23 protein-coding genes, 1 pseudogene and 1 other annotated feature are annotated in these 26,003 nt (G+C 55.6%); of the genes and pseudogenes, 5 read left to right on the top strand and 19 right to left on the bottom strand.

Going from position 1 to position 26,003, the window contains the following annotated elements; genetic code table 11:
- Window positions 1-22: 22 nt before the first annotated feature.
- From lspA to ACVCAM_RS05115, 4 genes and pseudogenes are all read right to left on the bottom strand, one after another.
- Complete coding sequence (gene lspA / locus ACVCAM_RS05130) at window positions 23-523, bottom strand: signal peptidase II (RefSeq protein ID WP_008502034.1); 501 nt, start codon at window positions 521-523, stop codon at window positions 23-25.
- On the bottom strand, window positions 523-3,339 hold the full coding sequence (gene ileS / locus ACVCAM_RS05125) for an isoleucine--tRNA ligase (protein WP_447093545.1): 2,817 nt from the start codon (window positions 3,337-3,339) through the stop codon (window positions 523-525). The genes lspA and ileS overlap by 1 nt, the downstream gene beginning before the upstream one ends.
- Before the next feature lie 45 nt (window positions 3,340-3,384).
- Window positions 3,385-4,311, bottom strand: a complete 927-nt coding sequence (gene ribF / locus ACVCAM_RS05120) for a bifunctional riboflavin kinase/FAD synthetase (RefSeq protein ID WP_021240557.1) — start codon at window positions 4,309-4,311, stop codon at window positions 3,385-3,387.
- Between the two features lie 7 nt (window positions 4,312-4,318).
- A pseudogene (locus tag ACVCAM_RS05115) lies at window positions 4,319-4,525 on the bottom strand (DUF2575 domain-containing protein); the annotation flags it as partial.
- A 115-nt stretch (window positions 4,526-4,640) separates the two neighbouring features.
- Here ACVCAM_RS05115 and rpsT point away from each other — a divergent pair.
- Window positions 4,641-4,904: a 30S ribosomal protein S20 gene (gene rpsT / locus ACVCAM_RS05110; RefSeq protein WP_008502037.1), complete on the top strand. Its 264-nt coding sequence runs from the start codon at window positions 4,641-4,643 to the stop codon at window positions 4,902-4,904.
- A gap of 59 nt (window positions 4,905-4,963) precedes the next feature.
- On the opposite strand, the gene nhaR is transcribed toward rpsT, so the two are convergent.
- From nhaR to dnaK, 4 genes are all read right to left on the bottom strand, one after another.
- Window positions 4,964-5,863: a transcriptional activator NhaR gene (nhaR, locus tag ACVCAM_RS05105; RefSeq protein ID WP_219288901.1), complete on the bottom strand. Its 900-nt coding sequence runs from the start codon at window positions 5,861-5,863 to the stop codon at window positions 4,964-4,966.
- Between the two features lie 58 nt (window positions 5,864-5,921).
- Window positions 5,922-7,097 (bottom strand): Na+/H+ antiporter NhaA, encoded by a 1,176-nt coding sequence (gene nhaA, locus ACVCAM_RS05100; protein ID WP_407223047.1) that lies wholly within the window; start codon window positions 7,095-7,097, stop codon window positions 5,922-5,924.
- A gap of 173 nt (window positions 7,098-7,270) precedes the next feature.
- On the bottom strand, window positions 7,271-8,416 hold the full coding sequence (gene dnaJ / locus ACVCAM_RS05095; protein ID WP_008502040.1) for a molecular chaperone DnaJ: 1,146 nt from the start codon (window positions 8,414-8,416) through the stop codon (window positions 7,271-7,273).
- Window positions 8,417-8,503: 87 nt separating this feature from the next.
- Window positions 8,504-10,417, bottom strand: coding sequence for a molecular chaperone DnaK (gene dnaK / locus ACVCAM_RS05090; RefSeq protein WP_008502041.1), 1,914 nt, complete (start codon window positions 10,415-10,417; stop codon window positions 8,504-8,506).
- A 296-nt stretch (window positions 10,418-10,713) separates the two neighbouring features.
- Between dnaK and satP the strand changes: the two genes are divergently transcribed.
- A complete protein-coding gene (gene satP / locus ACVCAM_RS05085) occupies window positions 10,714-11,280 on the top strand; it encodes an acetate uptake transporter (RefSeq protein ID WP_008502042.1) in 567 nt (188 codons plus the stop codon).
- On the opposite strand, the gene ACVCAM_RS05080 is transcribed toward satP, so the two are convergent.
- The 3 genes from ACVCAM_RS05080 to tal all read right to left on the bottom strand — a co-directional run bounded on the left by ACVCAM_RS05080 (window position 11,257) and on the right by tal (window position 14,353).
- Entirely contained in the window at window positions 11,257-12,579 is a 1,323-nt protein-coding gene (locus ACVCAM_RS05080) for an MFS transporter (protein WP_348581699.1), read from the bottom strand. The genes satP and ACVCAM_RS05080 overlap by 24 nt on opposite strands.
- Before the next feature lie 122 nt (window positions 12,580-12,701).
- Window positions 12,702-13,289: a molybdopterin adenylyltransferase gene (mog, locus tag ACVCAM_RS05075; protein WP_008502044.1), complete on the bottom strand. Its 588-nt coding sequence runs from the start codon at window positions 13,287-13,289 to the stop codon at window positions 12,702-12,704.
- 110 nt (window positions 13,290-13,399) lie between these two features.
- Window positions 13,400-14,353 (bottom strand): transaldolase, encoded by a 954-nt coding sequence (gene tal / locus ACVCAM_RS05070; RefSeq protein WP_008502045.1) that lies wholly within the window; start codon window positions 14,351-14,353, stop codon window positions 13,400-13,402.
- A 262-nt stretch (window positions 14,354-14,615) separates the two neighbouring features.
- On the opposite strand from tal, the gene ACVCAM_RS05065 reads away from it, so the two are divergent.
- Together ACVCAM_RS05065 and yaaA are read left to right on the top strand one after the other, a co-directional pair.
- The gene (locus ACVCAM_RS05065; protein ID WP_222665141.1) at window positions 14,616-16,046 is read left to right on the top strand and encodes an alanine/glycine:cation symporter family protein; all 1,431 of its coding nucleotides are present in this window, start codon (window positions 14,616-14,618) and stop codon (window positions 16,044-16,046) included.
- Window positions 16,047-16,112: 66 nt separating this feature from the next.
- A complete protein-coding gene (gene yaaA / locus ACVCAM_RS05060) occupies window positions 16,113-16,886 on the top strand; it encodes a peroxide stress protein YaaA (protein ID WP_021240562.1) in 774 nt (257 codons plus the stop codon).
- 32 nt (window positions 16,887-16,918) lie between these two features.
- Here the strand turns inward: yaaA and ACVCAM_RS05055 are convergent, their stop codons facing one another.
- The 7 genes from ACVCAM_RS05055 to yjjY all read right to left on the bottom strand — a co-directional run bounded on the left by ACVCAM_RS05055 (window position 16,919) and on the right by yjjY (window position 23,779).
- Window positions 16,919-17,200, bottom strand: a complete 282-nt coding sequence (locus ACVCAM_RS05055; RefSeq protein WP_025912144.1) for a DUF2502 domain-containing protein — start codon at window positions 17,198-17,200, stop codon at window positions 16,919-16,921.
- 308 nt (window positions 17,201-17,508) lie between these two features.
- Window positions 17,509-18,795, bottom strand: a complete 1,287-nt coding sequence (gene thrC, locus ACVCAM_RS05050) for a threonine synthase (RefSeq protein ID WP_023345407.1) — start codon at window positions 18,793-18,795, stop codon at window positions 17,509-17,511.
- 3 nt (window positions 18,796-18,798) lie between these two features.
- The gene (gene thrB, locus ACVCAM_RS05045) at window positions 18,799-19,728 is read right to left on the bottom strand and encodes a homoserine kinase (protein WP_021240567.1); all 930 of its coding nucleotides are present in this window, start codon (window positions 19,726-19,728) and stop codon (window positions 18,799-18,801) included.
- A gap of 1 nt (window position 19,729) precedes the next feature.
- A complete protein-coding gene (gene thrA, locus ACVCAM_RS05040) occupies window positions 19,730-22,192 on the bottom strand; it encodes a bifunctional aspartate kinase/homoserine dehydrogenase I (protein ID WP_407223046.1) in 2,463 nt (820 codons plus the stop codon).
- A gap of 24 nt (window positions 22,193-22,216) precedes the next feature.
- Window positions 22,217-22,334 (bottom strand) — a sequence feature (Thr leader region).
- Window positions 22,273-22,341, bottom strand: coding sequence for a thr operon leader peptide (gene thrL, locus ACVCAM_RS05035; RefSeq protein WP_015572623.1), 69 nt, complete (start codon window positions 22,339-22,341; stop codon window positions 22,273-22,275). (Overlaps the previous feature by 62 nt.)
- A 211-nt stretch (window positions 22,342-22,552) precedes the next feature.
- Window positions 22,553-23,239, bottom strand: a complete 687-nt coding sequence (locus tag ACVCAM_RS05030; RefSeq protein WP_008502053.1) for a tRNA/rRNA methyltransferase — start codon at window positions 23,237-23,239, stop codon at window positions 22,553-22,555.
- 399 nt (window positions 23,240-23,638) lie between these two features.
- Complete coding sequence (yjjY, locus tag ACVCAM_RS05025; RefSeq protein WP_085928893.1) at window positions 23,639-23,779, bottom strand: YjjY family protein; 141 nt, start codon at window positions 23,777-23,779, stop codon at window positions 23,639-23,641.
- Between the two features lie 95 nt (window positions 23,780-23,874).
- On the opposite strand from yjjY, the gene arcA reads away from it, so the two are divergent.
- Window positions 23,875-24,591 (top strand): two-component system response regulator ArcA, encoded by a 717-nt coding sequence (gene arcA / locus ACVCAM_RS05020; protein WP_003856501.1) that lies wholly within the window; start codon window positions 23,875-23,877, stop codon window positions 24,589-24,591.
- A 47-nt stretch (window positions 24,592-24,638) separates the two neighbouring features.
- Here arcA and creD read toward each other — a convergent pair whose 3' ends face one another.
- Window positions 24,639-25,991 (bottom strand): cell envelope integrity protein CreD, encoded by a 1,353-nt coding sequence (gene creD, locus ACVCAM_RS05015; protein WP_021240570.1) that lies wholly within the window; start codon window positions 25,989-25,991, stop codon window positions 24,639-24,641.
- Window positions 25,992-26,003: the final 12 nt, after the last annotated feature.

Here is a 26,003-nt window from a genome sequence, read left to right as displayed (position 1 = left end):
TAGCGCCACCCGGCATTGATGCTTACGCCTGCTCTTTCGCGGCCGGTTTCGGCAAGAAGCCTTCCAGCACGATTAACGCCGCACCGATGCAAATGGCGCTATCAGCGAGGTTAAAGGTCGCGAAGTGCCAGTCGCCGACGTAGAAGTCGATCATATCGACCACAAAGCCGTGCCACAGGCGATCAAACAGGTTGCCCAGCGCGCCGCCAATGATCAGCGCGTAGGCGATGTTATTCAGCTTTTGCGTTGCCTTCGAGCGGTACATCAGCACCGCCAGGATCACGCAGATACCGAGAGCGATACCCGCAAAGAACCAGCGCTGCCAGCCACCGCTGTCGGCAAGGAAACTGAACGCCGCACCGTAGTTGCGCGCGTAGTGCAGGTTAAGCGACGGGAACAGCGGCACCGTCTCCCCCAGAGCAAAGTTCTGGAGGATCAGGAACTTGCTGCCCAGATCGATAATCAGCACCACCACAACCAGCCACAGCCAGCGCAGTCCTGTTGAACAGAGAGTTTTACTCATCAGGCAAACTTACGTTTTTCGCCGTCACCGGCGACGTTGCTTACACAGCGTCCGCAGATGTCTGCGTGTTCCGCCACCTGGCCGATATCGGTAGTGTAATGCCAGCAGCGCGGGCATTTCTCACCGTCGGCTTTGCTCAGCGCGACTTTCAGTCCTTTGAGCAGTTCGCTCTGCTGAGCATCAGCAGAAGCCTCGGCATAATCCGCAACTTTCGCACCGGAGGTCAACAGGACAAATCGTAATTCATCGCCCAGCGCCGTCAGCTTCGCCGCCAGCTCTGGCTCCGCGTACAGGGTCACTGCCGCTTCCAGAGAGCCGCCGACTTTCTTGTCAGCACGCGCCTGCTCGATAACCTTGTTCACTTCGCCACGCACTTTCAGCAGCTCGTCCCAGAAGGCATCGTTCATCGCTTCGGTGCTGGAGAGATCGAACAGACCTTCGTACCATTCGCCGGTGAAGACATACTTCTCACGATCGCCCGGCAGGTAACCCCAGATTTCATCCGCGGTGAAGGACATGATCGGCGCCATCCAGCGTACCAGCGCTTCTGCGATATGGAACAGCGCGGTCTGGCAGCTACGACGCGCCACGCTGTCCGCTTTCGCGGTGTACTGGCGGTCTTTGATGATGTCGAGGTAGAACGAGCCCATCTCGATGGAGCAGAAGCGCATCAGGCGCTGCACCACTTCGTGGAAGTCATAAGACTCATAGGCCTTCAGGATATCTTCCTGCGCCGCTTTCGCGCAGCCTACCGCCCAGCGGTCCAGCACCACCATCTCTTCCGGTTTCACCATGTCTTTTGCCGGATCAAACCCGTTCAGGTTCGCCAGCAGGAAGCGCGCGGTGTTACGGATACGACGATAGCTGTCGGCAGCGCGTTTCAGGATCTCGTCAGACACCGCCATTTCGCCGGTGTAGTCGGTCGACGCCACCCACAGACGCAGAATGTCTGCGCCCAGCTTGTTCATCACGTCCTGCGGAGAAACGGTGTTACCGATGGATTTGGACATCTTACGGCCCTGACCATCCACGGTGAAACCGTGAGTCAGTAACTGACGGTAAGGCGCTTTACCCTTCATGGCGGTAGAGATCATCAGAGATGACATGAACCAGCCGCGGTGTTGGTCAGACCCTTCCAGATACATATCGGCAGCGTGACCGGCAAATTCCGGACGCACGTCAACCACGGAGGAGTGGGTAGACCCGGAATCGAACCATACGTCCAAGGTATCCGGCACTTTCTCGTAGTTATCCGCATCAGCGCCCAGGATGTCACGGGCGTCGAGATCCCACCACGCCTGGATGCCGTCAACTTCGACGCGCTTCGCCACTTCTTCCATCAGTTCCAGGGTGTTCGGGTGCAGCTCATGCGTCTCTTTATGCACGAACAGCGACATCGGCACGCCCCAGGTACGCTGACGGGAGATACACCAGTCAGGACGGTTAGCCACCATGGATTCGATACGCGCCTGGCCCCAGTCCGGGATCCACTGCACGCCTTTGATCTCTTTCAGAGACTGCTCGCGCAGGCCTTTCTGATCCATGCTGACGAACCACTGCGGAGTCGCACGGAAGATGATTGGCGTCTTATGACGCCAGCAGCACGGATAGCTGTGCTGCATTTTTTCAACGTGCAGCAGCGCGCCGCTGGTGCGCAGCATGTCGACAATAATGTCGTTCGCTTTGAAGACGTTGATACCGTCCAGCGCCGGGTAGGTGCCAGGCAGGTAGGAACCGTCCGGCCCCACCGGGTTAGCGATTTCCAGACCGTACTTCAGGCTGATGTTGTAGTCGTCAGGACCGTGGCCACCGGCGGTATGTACCGCACCGGTACCCGCGTCCAGCGTTACGTGGTCGCCCAGGATCGCCGGAACGTCGAAGTCCAGGAACGGGTGTTTGAAGCGCATCAGCTCCAGCGCGTCGCCTTTTACTGTGCCCAGCACGGTGTAATCGGCGATGTTCGCGCGCTTCAGCACGCTTTCAACCAGATCTTTCGCCAGGATAACCGCCTGGCCGTCAATCTGCACCAGCGCGTATTCGAACTCACCGGATAGGGAGATCGCGCGGTTGGCTGGCAGGGTCCACGGGGTGGTGGTCCAGATCACCAGCGAGATCGGGCCGTTAACGGACGACACGCCAAATTTAGCTTTCACCGCATCCTGATCGACGGCATGGAAGGCTACGTCGATAGATGGAGAGGTTTTGTCGTAATACTCCACTTCCGCTTCTGCCAGCGCAGAACGGCAGTCCACGCACCAGTGCACCGGCTTCGCGCCTTTGTGCAGGTGGCCGTTACCGATGATTTTGCCCAGCGCACGGATGATGTTGGCTTCGGTTTTGAAGTCCATGGTCAGGTACGGATGCGACCAGTCGCCCAGTACGCCCAGACGGATGAAGTCAGCGCGCTGACCGTCAACCTGGGTGGCTGCGTATTCGCGGCACTTCGCACGGAACTCAGCGGCGGTGAATTTTTCACCAGGCTTGCCAAATTCCTGCTCAACTTTCAGCTCGATTGGCAGGCCGTGGCAGTCCCAGCCCGGAACGTAAGGCGAGTCATATCCCGCGAGTCCTTTGGACTTCACGATAATGTCTTTCAGAATCTTGTTTACAGAGTGACCAATATGAATGCTGCCATTCGCATAGGGAGGGCCATCATGCAGAATGAAGGTTTTTTTGCCTTTTTTGGCTGCACGAATGATGCCGTACAGGTCATCATCGGTCCAACGCGCCAGCATTCCCGGTTCACGCTTGGCGAGATCGCCGCGCATCGGGAACCCTGTTTCCGGCAAATTCAGGGTTGATTTATAGTCACTCATCAGATTCTCGGTTCCGTATTTATCACGTAGGCAGTTAAGCCGGGTTCAAAGCCCAAAAAACTCGCGGGCTGTTAATTCATCTCGCGCAATTTGCGCTTTGAGTTCATCCAGCGAACCAAATCGCTGCTCGTTGCGTATTTTTTTACGCAGTATCACATCTATATGGCGACCATACAGGTCCATTACAACGTCCAGCAGGTGCACTTCTAGCTGTTGACGCACACCGGCAACGGTCGGACGCGTGCCAATATTGGCGACGCCGTAGAACGGCTTATCGCCCAGTCCTGCCACTTCTACCGCATAGACCCCTTTAACCGGGGAAACCTGACGACGCAGCGGTATATTCGCCGTCGGGAAACCTATCGTGCGGCCCAGCGCATCGCCATGGACCACGCGACCAGAGATGGTGAACGGATGTCCCAGCAGGTTTTCTGCCGTATCCAGTTCATCGTTGGCCAGCGCCTGCCGCACTGCCGTGCTGCTGACGCGCACGCCGCCTTCACAGAAGGTCATCGCGCTGGTGACGTCAAAACCGTACTCCAGACCAGCCTTCTGTAATAGCAAGAAATCACCCTGACGACCAGCGCCAAAGCGGAAATCATCGCCCACGGCAAGAAACTGCACGCCAAGACGCTTCACCAGCAGGTCGCTGACGAAATTTTGTGCTGTCAGCGCGGCAAAGCGGCGATCGAAACGTACGCACAATACATAGTCCACGCCGGACTCAGCCAGATAGCGCAACTTCTCGCGCAGGCGTGTAAGACGGGCGGGAGATTTATCGCCCGCAAACAGCTCCAGCGGCTGCGGTTCGAAAATCATCACTACAACGGGCAGGCCGCGGGCCTCCCCTTCTTTACGCAATCCCTGCAACAGCGCCTGATGACCACGATGCACGCCGTCGAAATTACCAATGGTCAGCACGCACCCGTGCGGGGCTCTGCTGAGATTATGTATGCCGCGTATCAGCTTCATGTCTGGCTCAAAACAGTGAAAATCGCCAAAGTATACCTTGTACAGCGGTTAAGGTTAACCGGCGATTGTTCGTGCAAAACAGAAAGCCGTAATGATTTCATCAGGCTGACCTTTCGCAGCGAAAAAATCTGCTCGCGAACTGCGATTTTTATGCCGAAAAGCTGTATTCACGGACAACAAGCTGGTAGAATCCTGCGCCATCACTACGTAACGTAGCGTCGCCACATTAACGGCGCTTATTTGCACAAATCCATTGACAAAAGAAGGTATAGAGGGCATATTCCTCGGCCTTTGAATTGTCCACATAGATCATATTTGGGAGTTGGACCTTGGCTAATATCAAATCAGCTAAGAAACGTGCTATTCAGTCTGAAAAGGCTCGTAAGCACAATGCAAGCCGTCGCTCTATGATGCGTACTTTCATCAAGAAAGTATACGCAGCTATCGAAGCTGGCGACAAAGCTGCTGCGCAGAACGCATTTAACGAAATGCAACCAATCGTGGATCGTCAGGCTGCTAAAGGTCTGATCCACAAAAACAAAGCAGCGCGTCATAAAGCAAACCTGACCGCGCAGATCAACAAACTGGCTTAATCGCCGCTTGTTGTTGCTTGTTTTAAAAGAACCCGCTTAACGCGGGTTTTTTTATATCTTCAGATTGTCGGTGGCGTAAACAGCGCCGAGTAGTCACGGTTACAGATTCGCTGTACCGCCGGATGCTGAATCATCCTTTCAGCAAAGATGGCGTGATACTCCTCCATCACGTTATCCACTCTGCCTATCTCCGTAATCTTGTCGTCCGAATAGAGATCGTGCGCGTAGAGCGTCGGCGCAACGAAGATGGCGTTGTGGGCTTCACCAAAGGCTTTCATCAGCGCCGCATCGTCAAATTCGCCGAGGATTTCCACGTTCAGCCCCTGCGAGTTAAACCAGTTCAGGAGCTTGCGCCCCAGCATGGAACGTCTTCCCGGCACCAGCAGTCGGCGCTCTTCCAGGCAGGCCGGGAAGGGTTTCTCCGGCGGCGGATTAATGCACCAGAAGCTCACGCCGCATTCCCCAATTTTCACCGAGAACAGCCCTTCCTGCTGCGTCGAGTCGATCGGACAATCCGAGATAATCATGTCCAGCTTGTGCTGGCTCAGCTGTTCCAGCAGCATCTCGTGGGTGGATTCAAAGCAGCGCAGGTGGATTTGTTCATCTTCAACCACCGCCGCATCCAGCACGCCGCTCACCAGCCGTTTGGACAGCGCATCCGCCACGCCAACATCAAAGAGCAGGTTCGACTCTTTGCGGTAGTTGACGATATCCAGCATCTCCTGGCTAAGGGTAAACATTTTGTCCGCGTAGCGGAAAACCAACTCACCCAGCTCGCTGGGTTCAATCCCGCGCCCCTTACGCTTGAACAGCTTGCCCTGCAAACGTTCTTCCAGCGCCTTGATTTGCCCGGTGATGGTTTGCGGCGTCAGGTAGAGCGCCTCTGCAGCCCCGACCACCGAGCCCTGTCTATAGACGTGCCAGAAGTAGTAAAGATGGTTGTAATTCAAATGAGACATCGCGTCTTCGCTCCTTGAGTGTGTTTCGGGAGAAGGATCGCCTCCTCCCGGTGTTCCGTTATGCCTGGACGGCCTGTCCGGACAATTTCACCTTCAACAAGGTATAACCAATTACGGCGGCCAGTAATGACCCGATGAGAATGCCGAGTTTCGCCCAGACGATCAGCTCAGGCGCATGCGCGCCAAATGCCAGCGTCGAGATAAAGATCGACATCGTAAATCCTATTCCACACAGCACGCCGACGGCCATAATCTGCTTAAACGTGGTGCCGTGCGGCAATGACGCCAGCTTCAGTTTCGTCGCCAGCCAGCAAAAGAGGCTAATACCCAGCGGCTTACCGATAAACAGACCGGCAATAATGCCCAGCGGCAGCACGGACGTCAGCCCGTCCAGCGTCACGCCGCCCAGCGAAACCCCGGCATTGGCAAACGCAAACAGGGGCAGGATCATAAAGGCGACCCACGGGTGCAGTACATGCTCCAGCTGTTTGGCCGGCGACTTGCCGTCCTGCGGCTTAAGCGGCACGAAGAAGCCGACGATCACCCCAGCCAGCGTGGCGTGCACGCCGGATTTCAGCACCGCCGTCCACAGCACCATCCCCACGAGGATGTAGATACCGATGCGGCGCACATTAAAGATGTTCAGCAGCGCCAGCACCGCAATCGCTCCGGCAGCCACGCTCAGAGACAGGATCGACAGATCGCTGGTGTAGAACAGCGCGATAATCACAATGGCGCCAAGATCATCGATGATCGCCAGCGCCATCAGGAAGATTTTCAGGGCAACCGGCACGCGACTTCCCAGCAAGGCCAGCACCCCGAGCGCAAAGGCGATATCCGTCGCGGCCGGGATCGCCCAGCCGTGACGTACAACCGGATCCTGCCAGGTGAACGCCAGGAAGAGCAGCGCCGGCACCACCATCCCACCGAGCGCGGCAATGACCGGGAACGCCGCGCGCTGGCGGCTGGCAAGCGAGCCCAGCACCAGCTCGCGCTTAACTTCAAGCCCCACCAGCAGGAAGAACACCGCCATCAGCGCATCGTTGATCCACAGCAGCATGTTCTTGTTAATTTCCAGCGCCCCGACCTTCAGCTCAACGGGCGTTTCCAGAAATGCATGATAGAGATCCCGCGTGATGCCAAGATTAGCCAGCACCATCGCGGCCGCTGCGGCAATAATCAGGAGCACGCCACCGGACGCCTCACTGCTAAAGAAACGGTGTAGTAATTTCATTTAAGTTCTCTCTTTTACAACAATACCTCGATAAAACCATAATACCAAGCCAAATAGCTTGGCAAAAACAGATTAATATTGAGTATAGATTCACTTTTACCGAGCAATAACCGTAAATAAAAAAAGCCCGGAATCGCTTCCGGGCTTTTTGAAGATAAAAACCAGCTAACGGATTAGCGGGTCAAATCATCGAAGAATTTTTTGACGCCATCGAAGAAGCTTTTGGAACGCGGGCTGTTTTTCTCACCCGTCGGACCACCAAAGCTTTCCTGCAACTCTTTCAGCAGCTGTTTCTGCTTATCGTTCAGGCCAACCGGCGTTTCCACGACGACGCGGCACAGCAGGTCGCCCTGCGCACCACCGCGAACGGATTTAACGCCTTTCCCGCGCATGCGGAACAGCTTACCGGTCTGGGTCTCGCCCGGGATCTTCAGATTGACGCGACCATCCAGCGTCGGCACTTCGATTTCGCCGCCGAGAGCCGCCATCGCGAAGTTGATCGGCACTTCACAGTACAGGTTGTTCCCTTCGCGCTCGAAGATAGCGTGCTGTTTCACCTGCACCTGAACGTACAGATCGCCTGCCGGTGCGCCGTGTTCGCCAGCTTCACCCTCACCCGCCAGACGGATGCGGTCGCCCGTATCCACGCCAGCCGGGATTTTAACGGACAGGGTCTTGGTTTTCTCAACGCGACCGTGGCCGTGGCATTTGGTGCACGGATCTTTAATCAGCGTACCGCGACCGTGACAGTGCGGACAGGCCTGCTGTACCGCGAAGAAGCCCTGACGCATCTGGACCTGGCCGGAGCCGTGACAGGTTGGACAGGTCTGAGGCTGGGTACCCGCTTTCGCGCCGCTGCCGTGGCAGACGTCACACTCTTCCAGCGTCGGAATACGGATCTCTTTGGTAACACCGCGAACGGCCTCTTCCAGCGTCAGATCCATGTTGTAGCGCAGGTCCGCGCCGCGCGCCGCGCGCTGACGACCACGCCCACCGCCGAAGATGTCGCCGAAGACATCGCCAAAGATATCGCTGAAGTCGGCACCGCCGCCAAAGCCGCCGCCACCGAATCCACCGCCGCCCATGCCGCCCTGTTCAAAGGCTGCGTGACCGTACTGGTCATAGGCCGCACGTTTTTGTGCATCGGTCAGGACTTCGTAGGCTTCTTTGATCTCTTTAAATTTGGCTTCAGCCTCTTTGTCACCCTGATTACGGTCCGGGTGGAATTTCATGGCCAGGCGCTTATACGCCTTTTTGATTTCACGCTCTTCCGCAGTTTTCGGAACGCCTAAAATCTCGTAATAGTCTTGCTTTGCCATTGGTTTTTTTAAGCCCCTTAACATGCGAGCACGGGCGTGGAGAGTTCTCCTACGCCCGTGCCGATTAATTACCCTGCATCAGGGCGATTATTTTTTATCTTTAACTTCTTCGAACTCAGCGTCGACAACGTCGTCGTCTTTCGCATTGTTCGCCGAAGCGTCAGCGCCCGCCTGCTGTTGAGCGTGCTGCTGCTGAGCGATTTCCATCAGCTTCTGAGAAGCCTGTGCCAGTTCCTGCATCTTCGCTTCGATGTCCGCTTTATCTTCACCTTTCAGTGAGGATTCCAGCGCACTTAGTGCAGCTTCGATAGCAGTCTTGTCTTCCGCTGGCAGTTTATCGCCTGCTTCTTCAACCTGCTTACGGGTGCTGTGCAGCAGATGGTCACCCTGGTTGCGGGTCTGAACCAGCTCTTCGAACTTACGGTCGGATTCCGCGTTAGCTTCGGCATCGCGAACCATTTTTTCGATTTCCGCCTCGTTCAGACCAGAAGATGCCTTGATGGTGATCTTCTGCTCTTTACCGCTGTTTTTGTCTTTCGCAGACACGTGCAGGATACCGTCAGCATCGATGTCGAAGGTGACTTCGATCTGTGGCATGCCGCGCGGTGCCGGGTTAATACCGTCCAGGTTGAACTGACCCAGAGATTTGTTATCTGCCGCACGCTTACGCTCACCCTGCAGCACATGGATGGTTACCGCAGACTGGTTGTCTTCAGCGGTAGAGAACACCTGGCTGTGCTTGGTTGGGATGGTGGTGTTTTTGTTGATGAGCGCAGTCATCACACCGCCCATGGTTTCGATACCCAGAGACAGCGGGGTAACGTCCAGCAGCAGTACGTCTTTCACTTCACCGGTCAGTACGCCACCCTGAACCGCAGCACCGATAGCCACTGCTTCGTCCGGGTTAACGTCTTTACGTGGCTCTTTACCAAAGAACTCAGCCACTTTCTTCTGCACCATTGGCATACGGGTCTGGCCACCAACGAGGATAACGTCGTTGATATCAGACACGGACAGGCCAGCGTCCTGCAGAGCAACTTTCAGCGGCTCGATAGAACGGTTCACCAGGTCTTCTACCAGGCTTTCCAGTTTCGCACGGGTCACTTTGATGTTCATGTGTTTAGGACCGGTCGCGTCTGCAGTGATGTACGGCAGGTTCACGTCGGTCTGCTGAGCGGAAGACAGTTCGATCTTCGCTTTCTCAGCGGCTTCTTTCAGGCGCTGCATAGCCAGCGGATCGTTACGCAGGTCAATGCCCTGATCTTTCTTGAACTCGTCAACGAGGTAGTTGATCAGACGGGTATCGAAGTCTTCACCACCTAGGTGGGTATCACCGTTGGTTGCCAGAACTTCGAAGGTTTTTTCGCCGTCAACTTCGTCGATTTCGATAATAGAGATATCGAAGGTACCACCACCCAGGTCGTAAACCGCGATAGTACGGTTGCCGACTTCTTTATCCAGACCGTAAGCCAGAGCAGCCGCGGTTGGTTCGTTGATGATACGTTTTACTTCCAGACCTGCGATACGGCCAGCATCTTTGGTTGCCTGACGCTGAGCATCGTTGAAGTAGGCAGGAACGGTGATAACAGCTTCAGTTACCGGCTCACCCAGGTAATCTTCTGCGGTTTTCTTCATTTTTTTCAGCACTTCAGCAGAAATCTGCGGTGGTGCTGTTTTGGTGCCTTTCACATCAAGCCATGCATCGCCGTTATCTGCCGCGATGATTTTGTAAGGCATGATGGAAACGTCACGCTGAACTTCTTCGTCCTGGAAGCGGCGACCGATCAGGCGTTTAATCGCAAACAGAGTGTTTTGCGGGTTTGTCACTGCCTGACGTTTAGCCGGCTGACCAACCAGAGTTTCACCGTCCTGGGTATAAGCAATGATAGAAGGCGTGGTGCGATCGCCCTCGGCGTTCTCCAGCACGCGTGCAGTAGTGCCATCCATAATCGCTACACAAGAGTTGGTAGTACCCAGGTCGATACCAATAATTTTACCCATCTAAACGTCTCCACTAAAAATTCAGTCAACATGTGGTTGTGTACCTGTAATAAGGGCAGAACGTGCTTTTTCAACTGCCCAGATTTGATTTTTTTCAGGTCCACACACTGCGGTTGACTACAAGATGGGGTCGCGACGGCATCCATCAAGGGGCAAGCATAAAAAAAATTTTAATTTCACCCTGATGAGATCATAGACGCCATCGATTGCGCCCATTATGATGCCGCGCCCCGTCAGGGAGAACTGACGCGGGTTTAACCATTTCACCATATTAATGATGATTTTTTTGAGGACTTATGGGCAACACTAAGTTGGCTAATCCGGCTCCGCTGGGCCTGATGGGTTTTGGCATGACCACTATTCTGCTGAACCTGCACAATATCGGGATGTTCCCGATGGATGGCATCATCCTGGCGATGGGCATTTTTTATGGCGGTATCGCGCAAATCTTTGCGGGCCTGCTGGAATATAAGAAAGGCAATACCTTCGGCTTAACCGCCTTCACCTCTTACGGTTCTTTCTGGCTGACCCTGGTCGCCATTCTGCTGCTGCCTAAAATGGGCATGGCAGACGCGGCAAACGCCCACTTCCTGGGCGTCTACCTGGGCCTGTGGGGCGTCTTCACCCTGTTCATGTTCTTCGGTACCCTGAAAGGCAACCGCATGCTGCAGTTCGTCTTCCTGAGCCTGACCGTGCTGTTTGCCCTGCTGGCAATCGGTCACCTGGTGGATAACGAAGGCATCGTTCACGTTGCCGGCTGGATTGGTCTGGTTTGCGGCGCAAGCGCTATCTACCTGGCAATGGGTGAAGTGCTGAACGAGCAGTTTGACCGCACCGTTCTACCGATTGGTGAAAAACACTGATCCCTCTGTCGTGCCCGCCTCGCGGGCACGACATCCCCCCGCCTGACGAAGCCAAAATCCCAATACCAGCCCCATCACCGACAGCGCCAGCACGTACCAGGCCGGAGCCATGGGAGAGACGCTCATCAGGACCGTCACCGCAATCGGCGTCAGCCCACCGAAAATGGCATACGACACGTTGTAGGAAAATGAGATCCCGGTGAAGCGAACCTCCGGCGGGAACGCGCGCACCATGACGTAAGGCACCGCGCCGACAACGCCCACGCACAACCCTACCACGCCGTACAGCAGGAACAACTGTTCAGGATGGCTGCCAGCCAGATGGTAAAACGCCCAGCTTGAAGCGGCCAGTAACAGGCTGCCGACAATAAAGGTAACGCTGGCCCCGAAACGATCTGCCGCCAGCCCGGCGGCCAGACAGCCAAAGCAGAGCATGATTGTCGCAATACTGTTTGCCTGTAGCGTCACGGCTGGGGCGAAACCGTATTGCTTTTGCAGCCACACCGGAGACATCAATATCACCACCACAATCCCGGCCGAGAGTAGCCAGGTGAGCAGCATCGACACCACCACCGCCTTTTTATGACGTACCACAACCGCCTTCACCGGCAGCTCCTGCGCCAGCGCTTTACGCTGCTGCATCTCCAGGAAAATCGGTGTCTCCTGCAGCCAGCGGCGCAGGTACATCGCCACCAGGCCAAACGCCCCACCCAGCAGGAACGGAATACGCCAGCCCCAGTCGTGTACGGCCTGCTGCGTCATGCTGGTATTCACAATGGTGGCGACCACCGAGCCGAGCAGGATCCCGATGGTCAGCCCCGCGGTTAAGGTTCCGCAGGCGATACCAATGCGGCGCGCCGGAACATGCTCTGCGACAAACACCCACGCGCCCGGCACTTCACCGCCAATCGCCGCGCCCTGAAGCACGCGCATCAGCAACAGCAGCAACGGCGCGAGAATGCCCATCGAGGCATAGGTGGGCAGCAGACCAATGGCCAGCGTGGGGACTGCCATCAGCAGGATGCTGAGGGTAAACATCTTTTTACGCCCGACCAGATCGCCAAAGTGGGCCATGATAATGCCGCCCAGCGGACGCGCCAGATACCCGGCAGCAAAAATGCCGAAGGTTTGCACCTGACGCAGCCACTCCGGTATATCGGCCGGGAAGAAGAGCTCCCCCACTACGGCAGCGAAGAAGACGAAGATAATGAAGTCGTAAAACTCCAGCGCACCGCCTAAGGCCGCGAGCGTGAGGGTTTTGTAGTCCTGTCGATTCAGAGGTCGGGCGTTATGTGACATAGCGAACCATTATGCGTGTATTGTGGATTTATTTTTACAGCAATCGTAAAGAAAAAATTACTATACCGTAAAACCGTTACCACGCTATCGCCGCTTCAGCTTATGTCACATATTGATTAATTTCAGGAGATTGTTTCGCGACGCGCGTTTTTAGGACGAAAAGCTGCTACCACTTTCTCATCGGTTTCGACATACGGGCCGTCAAGCAGCTGTATACAATACGGTACACTTGCAAAGATGCCGTGAACGATGACGCTGCCGTCTTCCGCTTTTAGCCCTTCCAGCGTCTCTTTGATCGACTTCGGCTGGCCCGGCAGGTTCAGAATCAACGCCTGCTTGCGGATCACCCCTACCTGGCGGGAAAGAATGGCCGTCGGGACAAAGTGTAGACTGATCTGGCGCATCTGTTCGCCGAAGCCCGGCATTTCACGATCGGCAATCGCCAGCGTCGCGTCCGGCGTCACATCACGGCGCGCGGGCCCGGTTCCGCCGGTGGTTAACACCAGGTGACAGCTCATCTCATCCACCAGCTCACACAGGGTCTGCTCGATAATCGGCTGTTCGTCGGGAATCAGGCGAGTCTGGATCTCAAACGGGGTAGTCAGTGCACTGGCCAGCCACGCTTCCAGAGCGGGGATGCCTTTATCCTGGTAAACACCGCTGGAGGCGCGGTCAGAAATCGACACTAAGCCGATGCGTAAGGTATTCATATCCATTCCATTCAAAGAGTAATGATTAAAGGGAATGATACACGCAGAGAGGAAATTCAGACAGGGTACGAAAGCAGTCGCGTGACCGGGAGCCCGGTCACGCGGAATGATTACAGCAGGTCGCCGATCATTTTTTCCAGTTTTTCCTGGTCAACAGCAAACTTACGGATACCGTCCGCCAGCTTGTCTACCGCCATTGGATCCTGGTTGTGCTGCCACAGGAACTCGGATTCAGTGATGCGCTCTGGGCGTGCTTTCACTTCACCGGTGTAGGACAGTTTACGCTCCAGAGTACCTTCGCTTTCAGCCAGCTCTTTCAGCAGTGCAGGCGCGATGGTCAGGCGGTCACAGCCAGCCAGCTCGATGATTTCACCGACGTTACGGAAGCTTGCGCCCATAACCACGGTCTCATAGCCATGCTGTTTGTAGTATTCGTAGATTTCAGTCACAGAAATCACGCCTGGATCTTCAGCCGGTGCGTACTCTTTCTTATCGGTGTTGGCTTTGTACCAGTCCAGAATACGGCCCACGAACGGAGAAATCAGGTATACGCCAGCTTCTGCACATGCACGCGCCTGTGCGAAGGAGAACAGCAGGGTCAGGTTACAGTTGATACCCTCTTTTTCCAGCTGCTCTGCCGCGCGGATACCCTGCCAGGTAGAAGCCAGTTTGATCAGGATACGATCGTTGCTGATGCCCGCATCGTTGTACAGTTTGATCAGACGTTTTGCTTTCGCGATAGACGCTTCGGTGTCGTAGGAGAGACGCGCGTCCACTTCGGTAGAGATACGGCCCGGAACCAGTTTCAGGATCTCCAGACCGATGTTCACGGCCAGTTTATCAGTAGCGTCCACAACCTGCTGCGCGCGGTCGTTGCTCTGCGCTTTCGCCCAGGTCACAGCCTCGTCAATCAGTTTGCGATACTCAGGGATCTGTGCGGCGTTAAGGATCAGAGAAGGGTTGGTTGTGGCATCCTGCGGCTGGTACAGCTTCATTGCCGCGATATCTCCGGTGTCAGCTACGACAGTGGTGAACTGACGAAGGGAGGTCAATTTATCCGTCATGATAGTGTTTCTCTTTTAACGTGCCCTGGATAATTCACGCTACCGACAGCATGCCTGCAGCGGAAAAATGACAGGTTTACTTGTTAGGGGGATGTAACCGGTCTGCCCTGATGATAACACGACGGAAGGGTAGCGCAACCGCAGACAGTGCGCTTAGGCAGAGTATGATAAACTCAGAATATTAACAGGCTGCTAAGCAACAGCATGCCCAATCAGTGGTAGCGCTTACATATTCACGTTGGCATCAACAAGAGGGACGTTAATGCCTGATTTCTTTTTCTTTATTAACGAAGTCCTCTGGGGTTCGATAATGATTTACCTGCTTCTGGGAGCAGGTATTTGGTTTACGCTACGCAGTGGGTTTATCCAGTTTCGCTATATTCGCAAGTTTGGCAGAAGTCTGAAAAACAGCGTCACGCCCCAGCCGGGCGGATTAACGTCGTTTCAGGCGCTCTGTACCAGCCTTGCGGCACGCCTGGGCAGCGGGAATCTGGCGGGGGTAGCACTGGCCATCAGCGCCGGTGGGCCAGGCGCGGTCTTCTGGATGTGGATGACGGCACTTCTCGGTATGGCCACCTCCTTTGCCGAAAGTTCGCTTGCGCAACTCTACAAAGAGAAAGATAAGCGCGGCCAGTTTCGCGGTGGTCCAGCCTGGTACATGGCGCGTGGCCTGGGGATGCGCTGGATGGGCGTCCTGTTCTCGCTTTTTTTACTGCTCGCGTACGGTCTTATTTTTAATACCGTCCAGGCGAACTCGGTCGCCCATGCCATGCGCTATGCCTTCTCCTGCCCCGAGTGGCTCGCGGGTCTCGCTTTAGCTTCGATCGTTCTGCTTACCATTTCATTCGGTCTCAAGGGTATCGCTCGCCTGATGCAGTGGCTGGTGCCCATTATGGCGCTGCTCTGGGTTGCCGCGAGCCTGTTCGTCGCCGCACTGCATCTCGACCAGGTGCCGGGCGTGCTTGCCACCATCGTCAAAAGCGCCTTTGGCTGGCGCGAAGCGGCATCCGGCGCGCTGGGCTACACCTTCAGCCAGGCGCTGATGGCGGGTTTTCAGCGGGGCATGTTCTCCAATGAAGCCGGTATGGGGTCAACCCCCAATGCGGCAGCCGCCGCCTCTTCCTGGCCGCCACACCCAGCCGCACAAGGCATTGTGCAGATGATTGGCGTCTTTACCGATACCATTATTATCTGTTCCGCCAGCGCCATGATTTTGCTGCTGGCAGGCCCCGTACCCCACGCGTCGGGAACCGTCGGGATACAGCTTCTCCAGCAGGCGCTGGTGACCCTGACCGGCGGCTGGGGAGCCGGATTTGTCTCTCTCATCCTGATCTTGTTTGCCTTCAGCTCGATTGTGGTGAATTACCTCTACGCCGAAAATAACCTTATTTTCCTGAAACTCGACTCCCGCGCCGCGATCGGAACCCTGCGTCTTGGGGTTATCCTGATGGTGGTAGCAGGCTCCCTGCTCAGTATGCCGCTGGTCTGGCAGCTGGCCGATATCATTATGGCGCTGATGGCAATCACTAACCTCACGGCGATCCTGCTGCTCTCGCCCGTGGTTACCCTGATTGCCAGAGACTATCTGCGCCAGCGCAAACTCGGCGTTCCGCCGGTCTTTGATCCCGCCCGCTATCCCGATATCAAGGCGCAGCTTGCCCCCGGCACGTGGGATGATTTGCCACGGCAATAACAGCTATCGATCAATTCAGGGCGATTTTTTGCTAAAGTCGCTCTAAATTTCCTGCAAGGACTGGATATGCTGATTCTGATTTCACCTGCAAAAACGCTCGACTACCAGAGCCCGCTCGCCACCGAGCGCTATACCCAGCCTGAACTGCTGGACTACTCGCAACAGCTGATCCGCGAAGCGCGTAAGCTCTCAGCACCGCAAATCGCCTCGCTGATGAGCATCAGCGACAAGCTGGCCGATTTGAACGCGACCCGCTTTCACGAGTGGCACCCGGATTTCACCCCGGCTAACGCTCGTCAGGCGATTCTGGCATTTAAAGGCGACGTGTACACCGGCCTGCAGGCGGAAGATTTTAGCGAAGCCGATTTTGATTTTGCCCAGCAGCATCTGCGCATGCTGTCGGGCCTGTACGGCGTACTGCGCCCGCTGGATCTGATGCAGCCGTACCGTCTGGAGATGGGGATTCGTCTGGAGAATGCCAAAGGCAAAGACCTGTACCATTTCTGGGGCGATATCATCACCGATAAGCTGAATGCGGCGCTGCGCGCGCAGGGCGATAACGTAGTGATTAACCTGGCGTCCGATGAATACTACAAGTCGGTGAAGCCGAAAAAGCTGGATGCCGACATCATCAAGCCGGTGTTCCTCGACGAGAAAAACGGCAAGTTCAAAGTGATCAGCTTCTACGCCAAGAAAGCGCGCGGTCTGATGAGCCGCTACATCATTCAGAACCGCCTGACGAAGCCGGAGCAGCTAACCGCCTTCAACAGCGAAGGCTATTTCTTTGACGAAGAAGCGTCGGGGAAAGGCGAACTGGTGTTTAAGCGCCACGAGCAGTAAAAACAAACCCCGCCGGCTGGCGGGGTTTTGCATTAGTGGTGTTTCCAGTCCGGACCTGGACGATGATCGTCATGATGATGGTCATGCTCGCGATGCTCATCGTGAGGACGCCAGCGGTTATCGCGCCAGTCATAATGCGCCTTCCACCAGTCATGGTCGCGCCAGCGGCCACCGTCCCAGTAGTGCCCGTTATTATCCCGGTCGCCAATCTGCAGTTTGACCGCAGGTACGAGGGTAATTTCAGATGCCTGAACCGCCATGGGAGCGACCAGCATCAGTGAAAGCGCAATCAGCGCAGGTTTCAGTTTTGACATCGGTGACTCCTTATTATCGTTGCCCAACGTGGGCCGTTGTAAGGAGAGTACGCGAGGGGAACGGGGGATGTTATTCTCTGCAATCCTAAACGCTAAGTGACCGCATTTATTGAGAATTTCTGCTTTTTCCCTGCTATTTTTCTCCTTAATTTCTTCACAAAAAAAGCCGGGTGGCGCTTCGCTTACCCGGCCTACGGTTTGTTCGTCTTTGTTGGCCCGGTAAGGCGAAGCCGCCACCGGGCAATACAATCACGCACGCGTCATCATCAGTTGTAGGTCGGGTAAGGCGTAGCCGCACCCGACAAAAATCACGCGCGGGTCATCATCAGCTTACGCAGCGCCGCAAAGTCCGCCGGCAGCTCATGGGACAGCAGCGGCAGGTCGGCACGCTCGGCCAGTTCTTTCGGCAGCGGCAGCGTTTCGCCCAGGATCGCCTCCACGCTCTCTTTGAACTTCGCCGGATGTGCGGTTCCCAGGAACAGGCCGTATTCACCCGGATTAAGCTGATCGCGCAGCGCGCGGTAAGCAATCGCCGCGTGCGGTTCAGAGGTATACCCCACCGCCTTCAGCTCGCGCATGGTGGATTTGGTGGTTTCATCCGTCACCGCAGCATAGCCCAGGTCGCCCAGACGCCAGATCTTACGGCGGAACAGCTCTTCCACGCGCGGCCAGTTGTTCGGCTGAGACACATCCATCGCATTGGAGAGGGTCGCCTGCGTGGCGTTCGGCGCCCACTTCCCGTCTTTCAGGAAGCGCGGCACGGTGTCATTGGCGTTGGTGGCGGCGATAAAGCGTTTCACCGGCAGCCCCAGGGATTTCGCCAGCAGGCCTGCCGTCAGGTCACCGAAGTTACCGCTCGGCACGGAGATCACCAGCTGGTTACGCGCGTCCTGCGGCAGCTGCGCCACCGCTTCGAAGTAGTAGCAGATCTGCGCCAGCAGACGGCTGATGTTGATGGAGTTGGCGGAGTTCAGACCCAGCGCCACCTTCAGCTCTTCGTCGTCGAAGGCCTGCTTGACCAGCGCCTGGCAGGCATCGAAATCACCGTCAATTGCCACGGTTTCAATGTTGCCGCCGAGGGTGCAGAACAGTTTCTCCTGCAGCGGGCTGATTTTGCCTTTCGGATAGAGGATCACCACGCGGACGTTTTTCAGGCCGTAAAACGCGTGGGCTACCGCCGCGCCGGTATCCCCGGAGGTCGCGGTCAGGATGGTCACCGGCTTGTCGCCACTGATGTGGGTCAGCATCTGCGCCATAAAGCGGCCGCCGAAGTCTTTGAACGCCAGCGTCGGACCGTGGAACAGCTCCAGGCAGCCAACATCAGGCTCAACCTGCTGAACCGGCGCCGGGAAGGCGAATGCCGCGCGTACGCGCTCTTCCAGCAGCTCCTGCGGAATTTCATCGCCGATAAACGCGGACAGAATTTTGGTGCTGCGGGTGACAAAATCCTGCTTCAGCAGGTCATCAATCTCGGTCAGCTGGAATTCCGGCAGGTCATGCGGGAAAAACAGCCCCTGATTTTTGCCCAGTCCCTGAGTCACCGCCTGCGCGAAGCTGACCTGCTCGTTATGATCTTTAAGGTTGTAGAGTTTCATTAATTATCCCAGTACTCGTGCGCCAGCCGTGTCCAGACGGCAAATATGAACAAAGCCTTCCTGATTTTGCAGGTAGTGTTTAGAGAGCCAGTCCGCCACGCGCTGCGCAGTGTCAGGCTTGTCGCACAGGGCGAACAGCGTCGGGCCGGAGCCGGAGATGCCGCACGCCTGCGCGCCGATATCCATTGATGCCTGTCGCGCCTCGTTAAAGCCGGGCAGCAGCTTCGTGCGGTACGGTTCGGCAATGACGTCCTTCATCAGTTTGGCCGCCAGCTGCGGCTGGCGGGTGTAGCAGGCGTGGATAAAGCCCGCCAGATGACGCCCGTGGGCAATACAGTCCTGACGACGATACTGCGCGGGCAGGATCGCACGCGCTTCCGCGGTTGATACCTTGATACCCGGATAGGCCAACACCCACAGCCACTCATCAAACCCTGGCACCTGCTGGCTGATGATGCCATTTTCTTCGATCATCAGCTGCATGCCGCCGAGGAAGCATGGCGCGACGTTGTCATAATGAATGCTGCCGGAGATACGCCCTTCCAGCTCGCCCATTAAGGCAAGCAGGCGGTTGTTGTTCAGCGGCTTGCCGCAGTGCTCGTTCATCGCCACCAGCGCGGCGACCACCGAGCAGGCGCTGGAACCCAGCCCGGAGCCAATCGGCATACTTTTTTCCAGCGTCATGGCAACCGGCACGTTTTTACCGATCTCCTGACAGAAACGCTCCCAGCACTGATAGACGATATTCTCGCGTGGCTCAGACGGCAGTTTGCTGGCGAAGCGGCCCACGTTATTCAGGCTGAAGCTGTCTGCCGCTTCCACCGTCACCGTATCGCCCAGCAGCGAACCGTCCACCGGCGTCACCGCCGCACCCAGCACGTCAAATCCGACGCTCATATTCGCGCTGGAAGCCGGGGCATAAACTTTGACCATGTTAAACTCCTAACTTCCATGACAGGGTACGCAGCAGATCGGCAAAGACACCCGCCGCCGTAACATCGTTCCCTGCGCCATAGCCGCGAAGCACCAGCGGCAGTGGCTGATAATAGTGGCTGTAAAACGCGAGGGCGTTTTCGCCGTTTTTGACTTTGTACAGCGGGTCGTTGCCATCCACTTCGGCAATCTTCACCCGGCACACGCCATCTTCTTCAATGTTGCCAACATAGCGCAATACCTTACCTTCATCACGGGCTTTCGCCACGCGGGCGGCAAACGCGTCGTCAAGCTGCGGCAGCCTGGCCATAAAGGCGCTGACGTCACCGCTGCTGTCAAATTCTGCCGGCAGGACCGGCTCAATCACAATATCGGAAAGCTCAAGCTCACGGCCCGTTTCGCGCGCGAGGATCAGCAGCTTGCGCGCCACGTCCATACCGGAAAGGTCGTCACGCGGATCCGGCTCGGTATAGCCCAGCTCGCGCGCGGCGCGGGTGGCCTCCGAGAGGCTCATTCCTTCGTCCAGCTTGCCGAAGATAAACGACAGCGAGCCGGAGAGAATGCCGGAGAAACGCTGCAGCTCATCGCCCGCGTTAAGCAGGTTCTGCAGGTTCTCGATAACCGGCAGGCCCGCCCCCACGTTGGTGTCGTAGAGGAACTTGCGGCGCGACTTGCTCGCTGCCAGGCGCAGCTGGTGATAGTAATCCATCGACGAGGTGTTGGCCTTTTTGTTCGGCGTCACCACGTGGAAACCTTCGCGCAGGAAGTCCGCGTACTGGTCGGCCACCGCCTGGTTCGAGGTACAGTCGACGATGACCGGGTTAAGCAGATGATACTCTTTTACCAGACGGATCAGGCGACCCAGGTTGAACGGCTCTTTTGCCTCATTCATCTCGGCCTGCCAGTTTTCCAGGTTCAGGCCGTGGACGTTGGTCAGCAGCGCTCTGGAATTCGCGATCCCGCAGACGCGCAGGTCGATGTGTTTCTTCTTAAGCCATTCCTGCTGACGCTTCACCTGCTCCAGCAGCGCGCCGCCGACGCCGCCCACGCCAATCAGGAACAGCTCGATGACCTGATCGGTGTTGAACAGCATCTGGTGAACCACACGAACGCCGGTGGTGGCATCGTCGTTATCCACAACAACAGAAATTGAACGCTCTGACGAGCCCTGGGCAATCGCCACGATATTGATATTGGCGCGCGCCAGCGCGGCAAAGAATTTGGCGGAGATACCGCGCAGGGTGCGCATACCGTCGCCCACCACGGAGATGATCGCCAGACGCTCCTGAATCGCGAGTGGCTCCAGCAATTCTTCTTTCAGCTCCAGATAGAACTCTTCCTCCAGCGCGCGGCGGGCGCGAAGGCAGTCAGCCTGCGGCACGCAGAAGCTGATGCTGTACTCGGAGGAAGACTGGGTGATCAGCACCACCGAAATACCGTTGCGGGACATGGCCGCAAACACGCGTGCCGCCATGCCGACCATCCCTTTCATCCCCGGACCCGAGACGCTGAACATCGCCATGTTGTTCAGGTTGGAGATGCCTTTCACCGGCAGTCCGTCCTCATCGGTACTCGCGCCAATCAGCGTACCCGGCGCCTGCGGGTTACCGGTGTTTTTAATCAGGCAAGGGATCTGGAACTGGGCAATCGGGGAAATGGTACGCGGGTGAAGTACTTTGGCGCCGAAGTAGGAAAGCTCCATCGCTTCCTGGTACGACATCGACTTCAGCAGCCTGGCGTCCGGTACCTGGCGCGGATCGCAGGTATACACGCCGTCAACATCAGTCCAGATCTCACAACAGTCCGCGCGTAAGCAGGCGGCCAGCACGGCGGCGGAGTAGTCGGAACCGTTACGGCCCAGCACCACCAGCTCGCCCTTCTCGTTACCGGCGGTGAAGCCTGCCATCAGGATCATGTGGTCAGCGGGAATTTTGCTGGCGGCGATACGGCGGGTTGATTCGGCAATATCAACGGTGGATTCGAGGTAGTGGCCCACCGCCAGCAGTTTTTCAACGGGTTCGATCACGGTCACGCTATGGCCGCGCGCTTCCAGCACGCCGGCCATGATGGCGATAGAGAGTTTTTCACCGCGACAAATCAGCGCTGCATTGATGCTGTCCGGGCACTGACCGAGAAGGCTGATGCCGTGCAGGACATGTTTAATTTGCGCGAATTCTTGTTCAACAAAAGACTTCAGCTGCGCATGCGGGAAGCCAGGCAGCGCTTCTGCCAGGCCTTGCAGTAAGTCAGCGAAGATACGCTCTGCGTCGCTGATGTTCGGAAGTGCATCCTGGCCACCGATGGTTTTTTCAATCATCGCCACCAGATGGTTCGTGATTTTTGCCGGGGCAGAGAGCACGGTCGCAACCTGCCCCTGCCTGGCGTTGCTTTCCAGGATATCGGCAACACGCAGAAAACGTTCTGCATTTGCCACTGATGTACCGCCGAACTTCAACACTCGCATGGTTCTACCTCGTTTCCTTTAGCCGAAAAAAAAGCCCGCACTGTTCAGGTGCGGGCTTTTTTCTGTTTTTCCTGTACGCGTCAGCCCGCATCGTTACCTGTGGTAATGATGATGGTTGTGGTAATGGTGGTGATGCTGATGCGTTTCATGGATGTTGTGTACTCTGTCATTATTATCTGTCTGTGCTGTATTCTTTTAGGGTTAAAGGATCGGGCCCCTTAAGTCAATGGATTTTTAATTTGATCACATTTCGGAAGACTCTCACGTCCCGCTGCGTACCGCTTTATTTTCATCCAATTCCCCCAAACGCAACCCGTTCAGACAGACTTATTCGCCATAATAAAAACTTATGGCAGTATTTTACTCGGCCAATTTTTTTTCAATATCGTGCAGCAAACGGTGCAACATGGCGGTGTCCCGTTGCTCAAGACGACCAAGACGCTGCTGCAGCCAGTCGGCCATTTTCTGATCGTCCGCGACGCCAAGGCTCGATAACAGCCCCTGCACGCGAGTTCGCAGCGCGGCCAGCTGATTTTCATTTGCCGCTTCTGGCTGAGGTTGAGGGATTTGCATTAGGGAGGCTAATTGATAGCAATAGACCATGACCGCCTGGCCCAAATTCAGGGAAGGATAATCGGCCACCATCGGCGCACCGGTAAGAACGTCCGCCAATTCCAGCTCTTCGTTGGTTAATCCGGAATCTTCACGTCCAAATACCAGCGCGGCTTTCTCCAGCCACTGGCTTTTCTCTTCGAGCATGGGTACCAGTTCAGCAGGCGTGGCGTAATAGTGGAACTTCGCCCGGCTGCGCGCGGTGGTTGCAACGGTAAACGAAATGTCATGCAGCGCGTCGGCAAGCGTAGCGTAAGTGGTTATATTATCGAGAATATCTCCCGAACCGTGCGCCACCCACCGGGCGGCTGGCTCCAGATGGGCCGTGCTGTCCACAATACGTAAATCGGTAAAACCCATGGTCTTCATCGCACGCGCCGCTGCGCCTATATTTTCTGCTCTGGCTGGTGCAACCAGTACAATCGACAGATGCATTTATGCTCTCTTTTTAATCAGTTAGCCGGTAAAAATGTGATGCACTTCAACATATTACGCAGCGCGAATTTACAAAATTGCAACACAAATCACCGAAATAGCGTTTCATAACAAATTAAAAACGCTAAACTATTCTGTGTCTGAACAATCAGTTAGAATGTTAACAGAACACTATTATCCCTATGTTTTATAATGATAATAGTAACATGAATGCTCTATTCTGATTGGATTCGCTTCGTTTATAAATCAATGTCCGCAACTAGTTGGTTTATTGAAAAATTGTGACAAAGGCTAGCATTCGGCTACGATGATTTCATCAAACTGTTAACGTGCTACAATTGAACTTGATATATGTCAACGAAGCGTAGTTTTATTGGGTGTCTGGTGTCACTTAGCCTGTTATGTTGCTGTTAAAATGGTTAGGATGACAGCCGTTTTTGACACTGTCGGGTCCAAAGGGAAAGTACCCAAGACCAAGCTAATGATGTTGTTGACGTTGATGGAAAGTGCATCAAGAACGCAATTACGTACTTTAGTCACGTTAAGCCGATCATGTTAATTTACGACATGCATCAGGCAGGTCAGGGACTTTTGTACTTCCTGTTTCGATTTAGTTGGCAATTTAGGTAGCAAACATGCAGACCCCGCACATTCTTATCGTTGAAGACGAGTTGGTAACACGCAACACGTTAAAGAGCATTTTCGAAGCAGAAGGCTACGATGTCTTTGAAGCGACCGATGGCGCAGAGATGCATCAGATCCTTTCTGAAAATGATATCAACCTGGTGATCATGGATATTAACCTGCCGGGCAAAAACGGTCTTCTTCTGGCGCGCGAACTGCGCGAGCAGGCGAACGTCGCGTTAATGTTCCTGACGGGCCGTGACAACGAAGTTGATAAAATTCTTGGCCTGGAAATCGGTGCGGATGATTACATCACCAAGCCGTTCAACCCTCGCGAGTTAACCATTCGTGCACGCAACCTGCTGTCCCGCACCATGAACCTGGGCACGGTCAGCGAAGAGCGTCGTAGCGTCGATAGCTACAAATTCAACGGCTGGGAACTTGATATCAATAGCCGTTCGCTGATTAGCCCGAACGGCGAGCAGTATAAACTGCCGCGCAGTGAATTCCGCGCGATGCTGCACTTCTGCGAAAACCCGGGCAAGATCCAGTCCCGTGCAGAGCTGCTGAAGAAAATGACCGGCCGTGAGCTGAAGCCGCACGACCGTACCGTAGACGTCACCATCCGTCGTATTCGTAAGCACTTCGAATCTACGCCAGATACGCCGGAAATCATCGCCACGATCCACGGCGAAGGGTACCGTTTCTGCGGTGACCTGCAAGAGTAATCCCGCAGTTAACGCATTAAAAAACGGCGCATTTGCGCCGTTTTTTTTTATTTCCAGATCCGCATCGTATCGTCATCCGGCGATGCAGGTGGCTCAGGCCGCTTCGGCTGTGAAAGTGAATACCAGTCGAGATGTCGGGTCAGGTACATCACGGCGAACAGTGCCAGCGCCAGCACCGCTGACCCCAACAGCAGCGCGCTATCCTCCGAGCGCAGCAAGAACCACATCACCACGTCCAGCCCCAGCAGGGCCAGCACGAACAGCCCGCTACGCTTCCAGCTTTTCAGCACAGCCCGCAGGTACATCCCGTTCATCGCCGCGCCAACCAGACTTGCAACAACCCAGGCTGGCGTAAAGCCGACGTGTTCTGACAGCGCCAACAGCACCAGATAGAACAGCACCAGCGACAGCCCCACCAGCAGATACTGCATCGGGTGCAGGCGCAGTCCGGTCAGAGTTTCGAAAACAAAGAAGGCCATAAACGTCAGCGCAATCAGTAAAATAGCGTACTTTATCGCCCGGTCAGTCAGTTGATACTGATCGGCGGGCGTGGCCACCGTGACGCTGAAAGCGGGGATCGACTCCCACGCCGGAGATTCACTGCCGTTGAACCAGCTCTCAAGGTTGTTCGCAAACCAGCTGCTCTGCCAGTTCGCCTGGAAACCGGAATCACCAATTTTGTGCTTCACCGGCAGATAGTTACCCATAAAGCCTGGATGTGGCCAGTTGCTGTTCAGCGCCATTTCACTGTTACGTCCCACAGGCACCACGGCAAAACTTCCCGTGCCTGCCAGATTCAGCGACATCTCCATGACAAACGTTTTTGGCTCCAGCGCTTTGTCCGTCAGCGGGATATGAATCCCGGAAAGCCCCCCATACACGCCTGAACCCGGCTCTACGCCCAGCGTCTCACCGTTGATACTGGAGACGTTCACCGTGCCAATACCGCGAGCGTCGCCCACGCCAACAACGATAAACGGCTGCCCCAGGGTCATCGCCTCCCCTTTCAGCTGCGTGATTTTTTCGGTGTTGAACCGCGCTTTTATGTTGAGTTTAGTGTTCCAGATCTGCCCGTCATAAATACCGATATTTCGGGACTCAACGTGCTGGTTACCCTCAACCAGCAGAGACTCAGGCAGGATAAAGCGCATATAGCTTTTCTTGTATTCGACGTTCTTCTCATCCTCTAACTTGTAGAAGATCTCCGTCACCGGGATAGCAATCAGCGGGCCGACCAGTTTTTGCGGTCCACTGGTACTCTGGCGAAGCGTATTTTCGACATCGTTACGGTAGCTTTCACGCTCTGAAATGAGGTTACTCACCATAAACAGCGGAACTAACAGCAGCAGAATGCACCCCAGCAGGGTGCTGACTTTCCAGAACAGGGGGGATTTCATCATTACGTCTCCTTT

This window comes from Enterobacter sp. CFEC122 (assembly GCF_052983755.1).
Note: the sequence above shows the minus strand (reverse complement) of the source record. Positions and strands in the feature narration are given on the sequence as shown.